General features: G+C 58.7%; 10 protein-coding genes and 4 pseudogenes. 3 read left to right on the plus strand and 11 right to left on the minus strand.

Annotated features, from left to right (window positions below; genetic code table 11):
• Positions 1 to 45: 45 nt before the first annotated feature.
• Entirely contained in the window at positions 46 to 1,227 is a 1,182-nt protein-coding gene (locus AS026_RS11615) for a M20 family metallopeptidase (RefSeq protein ID WP_028744427.1), read from the minus strand.
• Positions 1,228 to 1,455: 228 nt separating this feature from the next.
• Between AS026_RS11615 and AS026_RS43980 the strand changes: the two genes are divergently transcribed.
• Positions 1,456 to 1,581: a hypothetical protein gene (locus AS026_RS43980; RefSeq protein WP_268871398.1), complete on the plus strand. Its 126-nt coding sequence runs from the start codon at positions 1,456 to 1,458 to the stop codon at positions 1,579 to 1,581.
• Between the two features lie 214 nt (positions 1,582 to 1,795).
• Here AS026_RS43980 and AS026_RS11625 read toward each other — a convergent pair whose 3' ends face one another.
• The 4 genes and pseudogenes from AS026_RS11625 to AS026_RS43235 form a co-directional block, all read right to left on the minus strand.
• The gene (locus AS026_RS11625) at positions 1,796 to 3,001 is read right to left on the minus strand and encodes an IS110 family transposase (RefSeq protein ID WP_235776992.1); all 1,206 of its coding nucleotides are present in this window, start codon (positions 2,999 to 3,001) and stop codon (positions 1,796 to 1,798) included.
• Between the two features lie 453 nt (positions 3,002 to 3,454).
• Positions 3,455 to 3,712 carry a hypothetical protein gene (locus AS026_RS44475; RefSeq protein ID WP_028744426.1) on the minus strand — a complete coding sequence of 86 codons (258 nt, stop codon included), beginning with the start codon at positions 3,710 to 3,712 and terminating at the stop codon, positions 3,455 to 3,457.
• A gap of 312 nt (positions 3,713 to 4,024) precedes the next feature.
• The gene (locus AS026_RS42695) at positions 4,025 to 4,729 is read right to left on the minus strand and encodes an aspartate/glutamate racemase family protein (protein WP_028744425.1); all 705 of its coding nucleotides are present in this window, start codon (positions 4,727 to 4,729) and stop codon (positions 4,025 to 4,027) included.
• Between the two features lie 310 nt (positions 4,730 to 5,039).
• Positions 5,040 to 5,135 (minus strand): annotated as a pseudogene (locus AS026_RS43235) (transcriptional regulator); the annotation flags it as partial.
• A 1-nt stretch (position 5,136) separates the two neighbouring features.
• Here AS026_RS43235 and AS026_RS11640 point away from each other — a divergent pair.
• Both AS026_RS11640 and AS026_RS41675 read left to right on the plus strand, forming a co-directional pair.
• Positions 5,137 to 5,656: pseudogene (locus AS026_RS11640) on the plus strand (aldehyde dehydrogenase family protein); the annotation flags it as partial.
• Between the two features lie 60 nt (positions 5,657 to 5,716).
• Complete coding sequence (locus AS026_RS41675; RefSeq protein WP_028744423.1) at positions 5,717 to 5,923, plus strand: hypothetical protein; 207 nt, start codon at positions 5,717 to 5,719, stop codon at positions 5,921 to 5,923.
• Between the two features lie 113 nt (positions 5,924 to 6,036).
• Here the strand turns inward: AS026_RS41675 and AS026_RS44480 are convergent.
• From AS026_RS44480 to AS026_RS11675, 6 genes and pseudogenes are all read right to left on the minus strand, one after another.
• Positions 6,037 to 6,132 (minus strand): annotated as a pseudogene (locus tag AS026_RS44480) (recombinase family protein); the annotation flags it as partial.
• Between the two features lie 121 nt (positions 6,133 to 6,253).
• Entirely contained in the window at positions 6,254 to 6,598 is a 345-nt protein-coding gene (locus AS026_RS42700; RefSeq protein ID WP_028744422.1) for a hypothetical protein, read from the minus strand.
• 208 nt (positions 6,599 to 6,806) lie between these two features.
• Positions 6,807 to 8,450 carry an MFS transporter gene (locus AS026_RS11655; RefSeq protein ID WP_028744421.1) on the minus strand — a complete coding sequence of 548 codons (1,644 nt, stop codon included), beginning with the start codon at positions 8,448 to 8,450 and terminating at the stop codon, positions 6,807 to 6,809.
• Positions 8,437 to 9,471 carry an MFS transporter gene (locus AS026_RS44485; RefSeq protein WP_081687831.1) on the minus strand — a complete coding sequence of 345 codons (1,035 nt, stop codon included), beginning with the start codon at positions 9,469 to 9,471 and terminating at the stop codon, positions 8,437 to 8,439. The genes AS026_RS11655 and AS026_RS44485 overlap by 14 nt, the downstream gene beginning before the upstream one ends.
• Before the next feature lie 343 nt (positions 9,472 to 9,814).
• Positions 9,815 to 10,831, minus strand: coding sequence for a D-alanine--D-alanine ligase family protein (locus AS026_RS11665; protein WP_028744419.1), 1,017 nt, complete (start codon positions 10,829 to 10,831; stop codon positions 9,815 to 9,817).
• 1,085 nt (positions 10,832 to 11,916) lie between these two features.
• Positions 11,917 to 13,073 (minus strand): annotated as a pseudogene (locus AS026_RS11675) (ISNCY family transposase); the annotation flags it as partial.

Genomic DNA, 13,073 nt, shown 5'->3' on the forward strand with positions numbered 1-13,073 from the left:
CACAGCTTGCCGCCGGCGGGTTACTCTGGGGGGCCTGCGCCACCATTATGCGTGCAAAAGCTCCCAACAGTACCGGATCGCCAGTTCCGTCGTGGGAGCGAGGATTTCGTCGGACGCTCCGAATGTTGGCGTGTGGACGCCGGACTCGTTGCCAGGCTCTCGACTTCCAAACAAGAAGTAGATTGAAGGTACGCAGGACGAGTAGAATCCAAAATCGTCGCTCCCCGAACCTGCCGGCGGTTGGATAAGCTTGTCCGCACCGGCCGATTGAATAACCAGTCGCTGAAACCGCTCCACCATCTTGGAATCGTTGACAACGGGCGGCTCGCCGGACCTCGAGCTGAAATTTGCCTTGCCTCGATGAATTGTGGCGAGGCCTTCGGCCACTTCACGGACACGCCTGACCAACATCTCGCGCCGTTCGGGGCTGCTTGTGCGAATCGTTCCCGTCATTTTCACTAACGGACAAATAATATTCGTCGCTTCCCCCCCATGAATGGTCCCGATAGTAACAATCGCGCCATCGTGGGTGGGCATTTCCCTGGACACCACCTTTTGAACCTCGTTGATAAATGCGCCCGCGATCGCAATTGCATCGACTCCGGCGTGTGGCGAGGCGCCATGGGCCATGGTCCCAATAAAATCGAGTTCAAATTGGTCGGACGATTTAGTCACCGCGCCCGCACGCGCACCGAAAGATCCTTTGGGAATACCAGTATGAACGTGAAAACCAATCGCAGCGTCAAACCCGTCGAGAAGTTTTTCTTCCACGACAGTTCGTCCGCCAAGCGGCTCCGCTTCTTCCGCAGGCTGAAAAAGAACCCGCACTCTGCCGGAAAAATTGTCTCGCATGCGGTGGAAGGCCAGCGCCACGCCCAAGGCAATAGACCCATGCATGTCATGACCGCAAGCGTGCATCACGCCAGGCACTTCCGACTCGTATGAAAGGTCGTCTCTAGCTTCTTGTATGGGAAGAGCATCAATGTCTCCGCGCAGAGCGAGGGAACGGTTTGGCCCGGGCGCAAGTCCCTGAATATCGACGTAAACGCCCGTTTTATGGAAGGTCTGAGCTCCGACTAGCCCGAACCTTTCCACCGTTTCAATAATTCTCTTTTGTGTCTTCCACTCGCTGTTCGAAAGTTCCGGCTCGCGATGCATGGCATGCCGCATCTCGATGACGGCCGCCCGCTCCTCTGGGGAGAGCAGTTCATTCGTAGTGATCTTCATTTGGCGCCGTAACCTCATTTTGGGTCGATGTCAGATTTTGAGTTTAGCAGCCGAGGGCAATGGAAAAGCACCGATTTTTGCGCCTAGTGCGCAGTCTTCCTGCAAACTCACGGGATTGAAGAATTGTGGTAACCGCCCGATTGGCACCGCCTGCCGGATAAAGCCTTGATGGCCTAAGACACGATGTCTAACGACGTCGTTAGCGACGTGTCTTGGGCGAGGTATGTAATGCGTGTCGAGATTCTCGGGCAGGAACGTCGGCGCCGGTGGCGCGACGAACAGAAGCTCGAGATTGTCATGCCGATTGGGATCGACCGGGCGACGGTTACTAAGTTGCGCAGCGACACGATGTGACAAGGCAGCAGATTTACACCGGCGTAGTGAGCTGAAGAAGCGGGACTTTTGCCGTTTTCTGAGAATGCGGTGTTTGTCCCGGTGGACATGAATGTGGTGCAGACCGAGGTCTGCGGAGACCGTCGGGACCCGTCTGGGACGATCGAGTTGCGGTTGAACTTCGGTCGCAGCCTTCGGTTCGACAGCGCTGTGGACGGCGCCACCCTGACGCGGCTCATCCGCGCGGTGAAGGCAGCCTAATGCGTTCGTCAAGCGGCAATTTTGAAGTTGGCCTGGAAGGGAGAGCGGGTTTGCAAGATGGCCCACAGGACGTTGACGCGGCGCCTGGCCAGAGCGATGACGGCCTGATGGTGGCGTTTGCCCTCGCGCCGTTTACGGGCGTAGAAAGCGCGGCTGTCGGGCTGGCCGAGCGAGCAGAAGCCGGACTGGGAGAAGACCCGTTTGAGGCCGTTGTTGCCGCCCGAGGGGCGTCTGAGGAAACGCATCTTGCCGGACTGGCGGGTGACGGAGCGATGCCGGCGGCCGCGGCCAGCGCGTCGGCGGAGCGAGAGAGATCGCCTGCCTCAGCGATGAGTTCGGCGGTGAGCACGGCCCCCATTCCGGGCAGGCTGCGGATGAGGGCGGCGTCAGGGTGGCCTTGGAGAAGAGCCTCCAGTTCGCGGTCGATCTCGGCCAGCCGCGTCTTGGCGGCGAGTGCCTCGGTCGCGAGTTCGCGAATGAGCCGAGCGCTCATGCGCTCGGCCGGCACAGCAAGCGTCTGTTCAGCGGCGGCTTCGAGCGCGCGATCGGCGAGGTGTTCGGCGCGCGGGATGGTGCCGCCGGCCTTGAGATGGCGCAAGATGCGCTTTCTGCCAGCTTCGCGCAGTTCGGCGGGCGTGACATAGCGCGTGAGCAACTGCAGCGGTCCCTTCGTGGTGAGGTCGAGGCTGCGCTCCAGGCCGGGAAAGATACTGGTCAGCAGGTCATGCATGCGGGCCAGACGCTGAGTCTGGGCGTCGACCAGATCGCGGCGCCGGCTCACCAGCAGCCTGATCTCGAGGTCGAGCTCGGCGGCGGGTTCGATGGTGCGCAGATCGGTTCGGGTGCGCACCTGGTCGGCGATGGTGCGGGCGTCACGCGGATCGGACTTGTTCTCTCCGCCGACGGTACCCTGCCGCGCCCGGTTGATGGGCCAGACCCGGCACATGAACCAGAGCGAAGCCGGCCTCGGCCAGCATGGCCGTGACGAGCCCGGCGATGCCGCCACCACATCGAGGCCGATGCGCACCGTGCCGCCGAGCGCTCTCAGCTCTTCGATCAAGTCGGCGATCGCCCTCGGGGTATTCTCGACCTTGCGGTCTATATGGATGAGGCCATCGCCATCGATGGCCGCAACCCAGTGGATGTCCTTGGCAATATCCATGCCGACACTGATGCGCATTCTCCCCTCCAAGCGTTGAACAAGGTCCGGCGTCCCGCTGACGCCGTCGTCGCCCTATACAGCGATCAATCGCAGAGCCTAATCAGCGATCGAGGCGGTGTGGCGCTGCCGGGGGATCTGCCTCCTGAGCCATCCATAGCAGCCAGCATGAAAACCATCCCGGCAGCGCCGGAAAGCCTGCCATGCGCACAGCTTTCCGAGAAGCACTGTTCTCACAGCATCAACAAGGTAGGGCGGCATGATCGGACCTGGGACCGGCGCGCGGGTGTACCTGGTCTGCGGGATCACGGACATGATGTGACGGACTCCCCTCTACCGCCGGCGCAGAATACGCCGCGCCAATCCAAGGCAGGAGGATCAAATGGATATCAAGGTAATCGGATCGACATCGCGAAGCGGTATCAAATCCACACGGTGGATAGCGCTGGCAACGCAGTCCTCAAGCGAAAATCTCTAGAGACGGCTTCCTGGAGTTGCTTGCGCAAGCTTCCATCTTGTCTTGTCGGGCTTGAAGCGGGATCTGGCGCTCATCACTGGGCTCGCGAAATCGCCCGGCTTGGGCATGATGTTCGGTTGATGCCGCTCAATTTGTTCGTCCGCATGTGAAGAGGAATAAGAACGATGCTGCAGATGCAGAATCGGCCTCAATGACGCGCTCACTCCGCAACCGTCGCCCCCGCCAGCCACCGTGATGGTGCGACGTTCACCCATGTGACACCTTCTCCTCCGCCTCAGGTCAGCGTTGACGATACGACTCGCCAGAGGCAATAACGCGGAGAGATCTTCAATGCGGTCCACTGGGCACGCGCCGGATTGTATGTCAGCATCTAACCAGAGCAGGCGACATGTCGAGAATCTGCGGAGCTCTCTCGCCATGCATCCGGTGATTCGATCGTCGACGGTTTCTCGGGAATTTGCCGTGCCGACTAGCCCTTCGCACCGCGCCATCAGCCGGTCTTGAATCTTCGGCTTAAGACGTCTCCTGCATGCCTAAGTCGGGCACTATGCCCTTACGAGCACCATTCATGACGCAACTGAAGCGAAGGTCATCCGATATAGGGTCGCCGTATCGTAGACCGGAAGTCCAGTCATCCGACGGATAGCAGGCGCTGCGACCGGAAACATGGTGCATTCCAATAGGACCGCCGCGATCTCTGGATGGGCGGCACGTAGTTGCGATATGCAGCCTGCTATATCTGATTCAATTTCTGCGACTGTCGTGGGAATCGATGGGCGTTTCATTTCATTTTGCCAGGTCGTACCGTCCTCGATACCGCCAATGATCACCCTTTCCCGTTCGGATCGCCCGGCAAGACCGAGAAGATCTTCACCGCAATGCTTCGAATCGAAGGTCAGCACAGCGAGCTTACCTTTCGGCGGCAACTGGCGGAGTAAAAGTGGCACCAGGAGCAGGCTGGACATCGCTACTGGAACCTTCACTGCCGCCGACACAGCCGCCTGATGTCGTATTGTGAACCCGCAGTCAGAGGTTATTGCGACGGCCCCACGCTCAACAAGTCGTTGCGCCGCTGCGATATAAGATGACTCAAGCGTGGAATCTCCCGGGACAACTCTATCCACCCAAGCTCCAGGCACCATTTCAGCAATTGTCGGAAAGTCGAAGGTTGCTGGATTGAAGACAGAATTCGGCAGCGTCGATGGAGCGCCGGGCGCCCGCCCGGTTTCGAGTGCAAGGATGCCGAGAGAGGGTTGCGATTGGTTTGTCACGGAAGGGTCCCTGTTTACGCTAAGCTGAGTCGGCGGCGTTTGATAATTAGTGGATGACAATTGAACTATAGCAATCAGCTCATAATGTTGCAATACAACTTTGCCTGATTACTCACTTCCCCGGCACGACTTGCGGACGGACTTGCCATCGAATGGAGACGTTCATTTTCTAGTTATGGAAACGTCCACTCGCGGAGCGAGCAGATGGGGTACAGAAGGGGCGGCGCACCCCACAATTTGGAGCTAGGCGCAGGCGTAGTCACCATCCTCTACTTGCTCGATCGGCGTCAACGACGACGAGTGTCGGGCCTTACCCCCGCGCCGCCAGGACATCCCGGATCGAAAAACTTGAATGTATGCGCAACGCACCGGGCAGAGTCGACCGCACTTCCTTGTATATTAGCTCCCCCGAGGGCGTGCTTAATCTAATCTATGCGTCTGACATGCGATGCAGTCAGCAAGGAGCTTTGCTCGAACCCAAAGGTTCGCAAAATCAGCTTCACCGGATCGACGGAGGTCGGCCGGCTGCTGGTGCGCCAATGCTCCGACCAGATTAAGCGGATCAGTTTTGAGCTCGGCGGGAACGCGCCATTCATCGTGTTCGACGACGCGGACATCGACGATGCCGTCGATGGAACAATCCAGGCCAAGTTCCGAAATGGTGGCCAGACCTGTGTGTCCGCCAATCGTCTGTACGTACAGGCCGGCGTCTACCACCTGTTCTCCGAGCGGTTCACCGAGCGCGTCGCGCGGCTGCGGGTTGGTGACGGGTTCAAACGGGACACTGCCATCGGCCCTCTGATTGACAGCCATGCTCTGGCGAAGATTGAGGCGCATGTCGATGATGCCGTTAAGAAGGGAGCGATGGTTCGCTGCGGTGGTCGTCGGATCGGCGCGAAAGGAACGTTTTTCGAGCCGACCGTTATACAGAGACTTTTCCTATATCGACTGCTTTTATGATCCAGGGAGCTCCTTTGCAGAGTTGTCGTGCCGGGTAAAACGCCGCTTCGGATCTTTCTCATCGTCGTCATCGGACTGATGCTGAGGATTGGGCGGCTTCGTCGAGAGTATGTTCGCCGCGTTCGGTGGTTCGGTGCGCTCTCCTTCACGATAGACAGGAATTCCAAGACGATTGCGCAAGCCGCAAACGCTGTTTTGTTTCCGGCCGTTCTGACGGCCGGTCTTCTTTCGTGAGCGATTGAGAATCGACGCGATGGATCGATCTTGCATAAAGCGGGCAAGCTCGCGAGCCAGAACCTCCCCGTCGCACTGAACCGCGCACCATCAGTCCTTTGCTGGCCTTCTGCTATCAGCGTGCGCCAGTCGCGCCCATTGCGTGCCAATCGCGATGCCTCAATCACAAAAACGGCGCCGACTTGACCCTCGCAGATTGCCGCTATCAAAAGCGGTCATCAGCTTCGGGTGTCAAGCGGGTTCGAAGATGGCTCAAGACGGTTTTGGAAAATTGCAAGGCAAATCCACAAGCATACTAGTGAGACTACAACACACGGGAAATGCGGTACGCTACAGCTCTTCGGCCGTTGCGACTCCGCTTGAATTTGGACGCAGCAGCCTGTTAGGACATGAACGCTTCGGTTCGGATGCCGGACAGCCTTGAGCAATGCGGGTCGATGTTTGGGACAGCCGGTCAGGCGGATTGACACGATTCATTTTGACCGTTTGCAGCAGCATGGCAATTGGAATCGGCATGCCGCGCGCGTCATGATAGGATAAGGTTTTGTTCGCGGTGTCAAATCCGAGGAAAGCCCTCGGCAGGACGTAAGCAGAAAGCGTCGGATGAACTCGTCGGCCGACACGATCATGATCTTTTGCTGATCGGCGTGCAAGAACGTGACCCAGGTGCATCATCGTCGGTCTCCAAGGTAGAGGATAACACCTGTAACATGTCGCGTAGCTTTTCATCGACATCCCAGAAAGCTTGGGTCATACGCTGATCCTTCTCGCCGAGCGGTAGCGCAACGGCGCGGCTAAGGTCGATGAGTGCAACGTCGTGGCGGTTCGTCCGTGCAAGACAGCCCAGGCAGCATCATTCAAAAGATGAAAGCACTGAGGATCCTCATTTATGCGAGACGTAAGGGATCTGCGGTGAGGACTTGGCGGCTGCGTCCGTGGGTCGTTCCACTAGGATTGCTATTCGCGGAGGAGTAGTCGCTGCGTTCAAAGTCACGATTTTGTCGTCCAGTTCCTTGTCCGCCGCCGTAAGGCGATGATGGAGACGGTGATAATCTGTCCAGGTGGGTGTGCGGTATGTCTCCATCCAGCGTGATGGCTCCTGAACATCGCGGGTGAGCGTCCATTGTCGTGCACCGACGCGGCTTTTGGCGTATCGGCGCTTCTGCATGACCTCTAGAAAGAGATCCATGTTCTCCTCGGGAATCCTGTATTCCGTCGTAACAAGGATGGGACCGCTCCTTGGCTTCAGATCAAGCGCGATCGCCGGTACGCTGAAGCTGCCGGAAGGTTCGAGTTCCGATTCAGAACGATTGCTAATTGGCAGCATGAGCCCGAGAGCGGCGACCGCCAGGGTCGCGACGGCGGACCAAGCCAATGCCAAGGAAAGCGAGTAATTTTGGACGATGACACCCCAAGTCCAACTGCCGCCAGCAATGCCGCCGTAAGTGAATGCGCTATAGATCGATATGGTGCGCCCGACGATCCAACGCGGGCTTGCCAGTTGCACGTTCACGCCAAATCCGGACCACGCCGTCACCCAGCCCGCGCCGCCAATAGCAAGGCAGACTGTTGCAACGGCAAGCGAAGACGTTAGCGCAAGGGAGAACTCACATATTGCACATGCAGTGCAGGCGAGGACCACCAACCATTCCTGCGTGAGCGTTCGCCTGAGCGTCGGGTTCACGAGCCCGACCAGAAGTGCGCCGGCGCCGAAGCCGGCCATCATGATGCCGTATCCGACAGGGCCGCCCTTCAAAATGTCGCGGGCAACGAGTGGCAGAAGCGCCAATGTTGAAATGCTAGCAAATCCAAACAAAGTCCCGCGCACGATCGTTGACTTTATTTCCGAAGATATGGCTGTGAAGCGCAGACCATCATAGAGGGCTGTCATAAGTGGTTCGCGGGGCAGAGATGAGGTTTGGATCTTCCATTTATTACACCACAAGGCTGTTAGGGGAGCGACAAAGCCAAGGGTAGTGAGCGCAAATGTGACGAGCGGCCCAAAAGCGGCAACGATGATCCCGCCAAGGGCGGGACCAACGCTGCGGACCGTGTTGAACCCGACATTGAGGAGCGTAACGGCCGCCGGCAGATGGCGGCGCTCCAAGATGTCGCCGATTGAGGCTCGCCAAGCCGGGTCGCTGAGCGCGATGCCGCAACCGTCGAGAAAGCTGAAGGCGAGAATCATCCATGGATCGGTAGTGCCTAGGGCCATGAGGATCGTCAGCATCGCAGAAGCAGCCATCATGAGGCTTTGACCAACAATCATAACCATGCGCCGGCTGTAGTTGTCGGCAATCGCCCCAAAGAAGACCGCCAGAAAGAAGGCCGGCAAGGTCGATGAGGCCTGGACGAGGGCAACCAATACATCCGAGGTGGAAACAGTGGCCATGAGCCAGCTGAGCGCCACCGTCTGCACTCTCCAGCCCAGGCTCGACAGTTGTGACGCAAGGAAGATAGAACGGAACGTCGAGTTCTTTAGTGGCGCCAGTAACCCTGTGGATGCTGTTTCTTCATTTGAGGACATGCCAATCAGTCTCTTTGGAGCGGGTAGCGTTCAGTTGCTGCCGAGCACATGGTGGTAGACACCGATGCTTCAGATTCGTGAGCCTTACGTTGCTTCGTTGACGCTGAATGCGGGAGGGCCGACGAGCTTTTCGCCTGACAGTTGTGTACCACAAGGATCGCAAACCGAGAAAAAGCGGATGAAGCAGGTTCAACGACAGCCGAATGGGCCTGTGCGGCTGGGGCCCTTCGCAGCTCCGTTGTTCGCTCAAGACCGTAAGTGAGCTGGAAGACTCCCTGATCCGAAGGAGAGAGGTGATGAGAAGACGTAGAAAGTCCATCCAAGTCGGCATGCGGAATGTTTTCGTCCACTGGGACGGCTTCGAAGGTCTCGCTGAAGTGTCCAGCCGCGAGTGGGCGCGCGAGCCACAGCATATCTGCGCGTGCGCATATGGCTGAGGAAGGTCCCAAGATCCTCTTCTGATGTTGAAATACTCGGTATTTGCGGCAATTGGACCGCTCCGGGGCTTGAGAATGAACCCCACTTCCGGGGGATGGAACTCCGCGCCCTGCTGGTCTCGGTCCGCAGCTAAACGCACCGGCAAAGCAGATCTCCGAGCCGCAACAAGAGAGAGGGCAGCCGCGGTTAATTCGGGAGATGAAATTAGGGAATAGGTTTGCGCAACGGTGCCCGAGATCCAGCCACCCGCAGTGATGCCGCCAGAAAGGAGCGCATAGTGGATGGAAACCATGGGGCCAACGGCCCACCGTGGACTGGCAAATTGCAGCCGGAAATGGAACCCCGTCCAGGTGATGACCCCGCAAGCGATCGCCATCAACCATTTCCTGAGAGCGCGTCGCAGAACCTCGTAGACGATAGGTCTACCAGCCAGACGATCGCGTGCAACAAGTGGCAGGAGTGCAAGAGGGCGATGGCGGCGACGCCAAAGATCTTGCCCGCCTGATCGTTGTCCTGATGTGGCGATACGAGATAGTGGATCGAGGGTCGTTGGTCCGAACACGGAAAGGTCTTCGATCTGCATTCTGTCTGACTTTGAAGCCTCCGATTTACACCGTGGTGCAGCAGATTATCCGCTACCTAGATGCGAATTTCGCCGTATTTGGGCCCTGGCGGGCTTGGACAACGCTGGCTGACAACAGCACATGTCTCACTGGTTGCCAGGCCGGAGCGATTTATCTCATTCAAGACGACTGGATCATCGGAACTAAATCGGCGTCCATCGACCCATCAGGTCGCCTAGGTCGTCCACGCTCGAGTGGGCAGTAGAGCGTCCACACCATTTGTCTGTGCCTGCCTCGCTATGTCGCGCCCGAAGCGCTGCGGACGGCAGTGACAACCCAGCGGCGCTACTCGAAGGCGCAACGTCACGTTCGGCCTTGGGGGAAAGCGGTCCCGAAATACCGCGTGTGGGCGACGTCCAGGATGCGATTGACCAAGCTCGAAAAGCTGTATCCGGCGGTCTTCGCACCCACGAAATACGACGAATGCGTTGTGAGTGTCGGATTGGCGTTAATCTCTAGGACGAAAGGCCGACCGGAGCGGTCGATCCGGAAGTCCACGCGGGCATAATCTCGGCACTGACAAGCACGGAATGTCGCAATCGAAATATCTCGCAGGACCGTCGCAAGCTTGCTCTCGATCTGTGCCGGGCAAATCTTCGCCGGCGCCGTAGCCGCCACGTATTTCGCTTCCCAAGTCATAAGACGCGTTGCGCGATCGCCGAAGTCCTGCTCCACAAGAGGCAACACCTCGAGTTCTCCGTTTCCAAGCAGCGGAACGCTGATTTCCCGCCCCTCAATGTATTCTTCCACCAGCGCGTCCTGCGCATACTTCTCCACGATCACTTCCACGGCGCACTTTAGCTCAGCAGGTTCATGTACGAGCTGTAGTCCGAAGCTGTCATCTTCGCAAGGCGGCTTCACTACCACTGGAAATCGCAAGTCGCTCGTATTCACGGCGCTGCGGCGCATCACGCGAAAGTCCGGAGTCGGCACGCCGTGATCGCGGATGAGCCTCTTCGTGATGACTTTGTCTTGCGTCAGCCCATGCCCAAGCGGGCCGGATCCGGTGTACGGGACGCCTGCCATCTCGAGCATGGCCGGAACGTGGGTGGGACGGCTCTCGCCCTGAATTCCATACGCCAAGTTGAAGACCATTCCCGAAGGACCGGCGTGCGAATCCGGCGGTATGAATTGCTCAAGGATAGCGAGCAGCCCTTTGTCGCCCTCACACAGCAGCACCTCGTGGCCGCCCTCTTGCAGCGCCGCCACCACACCCTCGCTTTGGTCCTGTGGCCAAGGTTCTGGCGGCTGCGGATAAGGCTGACCGAACCGGTTGATCACGCCCGTAACATCTTTGTTCCTAACGACGGCTACTCGCATGAGCTACTCCTTGGATGTCTTCCCGTTTGTTACGTTCATTGGCTAGGATTTGGCGTCGGCACAGCTTTTACTTGCCCGACAATCGGGTCATGACAGCGTCGTCAGCAACTTGTCCGCCGCGGGGTCAACGTAGCTCCGGTTATGGTCCTGCTGCGCCACACGCTACTGGTCCGCCGGAAGCTCTAGCACCGCTGGTCCATCCCGCAGGATGCAAAGCCAGTATTCCGACTGACGTTCAAGCAGCTCGTCCCCTAACCACTGCCCCGCCAAACGCCCGTAGCGGTGCGGCATGCAGCACCGGCGGTGGTGATCAGAACCACATGCTCCTGCCCCGCTACGCTCATTAACCGTCTTCGGATCTGCGACCGGCTCCCAGGTGGAGGGCCGCCAGGACTTTATTCCGCATCAACTTGCGAGCTTCGATCGAGTATCCGGTGCCGCCGTCAAATAGTGTCTTTTGAGCGGTAGGCCAACGGCCGCCGGCCCTAGCTCGCGGAACGGTAACCGCCACCCTTTCGAATTTAGAGCACAGCACCTCATCACGCGCCACAAACCCGTCGAAGGCCAACTGCAGGGCCAGCTGATCCAGCTGGCCTCGAAGGCTGGAGTGATGTGACATGCCTCGCCGCCGCGCTCCAAACGCGACAGGAACCAAAACCACCGTGCGAGTGACAGCGGCACATGCGGAGAACGCGGGATAGATGTTCCACAGTCTGTCGGGTTAGCCTGGTTTGTTCGAGCGAGTGTCATCTGAACTTCTTGGCTGATGGTCGGATAGGGTATCGTGGCAGTGCAGTGCAATTGGCATGCCACCAAAAGGTTGCGAGCTGGAGCGCAAGAATCAGGGAATCAACCTTTGCCAGCGTGGTGCAAGCGCCTAAGGATGTCTGGTTCTGAACACAGACGTCGTCAACCGGACAAGGATAAATCTAAATGACGGCGCCAATTTCTATTGGGTCTGGTTCGTCTTGCTCTCGCCTTTTGCGGAGGTCGTGCTGTTCCTCAGATCCCATGGGGCGGATGGATAGCGGCGAGTGCTCTGGCAAAGTGATGGTGCTAGACAAACGTGGAGGAAAACATGCATGGCCGGTTCGCCATGGTTCGGCTTCGAACCAATTTCGCAAGTCGGCAGTCGCCTTGACGAGAGGGTCAGGAAGCCGCCGTCCTCTTTAGGCTTTTACAATCGGGCGATCTGTCGGCCGGCTAGCTCCGTCTTTCCAGGCAGTCCGCAAACTCGCCAGGAAAAGGTCGATCGGCTGAGCTACCCCGTCAGTGCGCATGGCCGGCGGAGTGTCGGCAAGCGCGGCGAGTCGCTCCTGCAGGGCGCGGATATCGCGCAATAGCAGGACAGGATCGAGCCCGGCGTAGGTTTCCTGCAGACGGAAGCGGACTGCATCTGACGTGCGAGCGTCAGCAACCAAACGCTGATGCGGCGTGGCTGGCGGACTATATGTCTTGCGCACACGCGCGCCGTCGCGCTGCTTCGCGATCAATTTGAACGATGGCTGAAAGAAGTTCACGAACAGCCGTGCTGAACGGTAGAGCTTCGCCAACAGGGCGGCGGCCTCCAGCCCCTCGAATTGACGATATCCGACCATCCTGCGCACCACGGCGCCATTCTTCTGCTCGACAAAGGCCTGGTCGTTCTTGCGGTAGGGACGGCAGCGCGTGAAGACGATATTGGCGGCGTCACAGTAACCCTTCAGCGTCTCGTTCATGAAGACGGTGTCGTTGTCCGTATCCAGGCCGAGAAGCGCGAACGGCAGTTGCTTGCGCAATTCTGTGAGCACGCTGCTCAACAGCGTCTGCTCGCGAACCAGCAGCGGCGCACATTCCGTCCAGCCAGTCGCGATGTCGGTGAGAACAAGGGTTTGGATGAAGCTGCCGCGAGCCGAAGGGCCGCAATGGGCGACGAGATCCGCCTCAACGAAACCTGGCGCCGGATTGTCCCAATCCGCCGACGGTTCTAATGGGAATGCTCCGTCGCAGGGCGTGCGCCGCGGGCCGCCGTCGAGGACGTCCCAAGCCCTCTCGGATTGGTCTCAGCGTCCTGTCGATCGTGGCCGCGCTCATCGCCAGCAATTTGCCGCGGATCTCAGGCGGGAGGTTAAAACGACCGTGCCGTTCCATTGCCTCGACAAGGACGGGCAGCAACGCCTTCAGCCGCTTCCCACAGACCCGGTCAGACGCTTCCCACAGCAATATGAGCGCATTGCGTTCCGCTTCATCATAAACCCGCGGC

Origin of the sequence: Rhizobium altiplani (assembly GCF_001542405.1) — a bacterium.
Lineage (GTDB): Bacteria > Pseudomonadota > Alphaproteobacteria > Rhizobiales > Rhizobiaceae > Rhizobium > Rhizobium altiplani.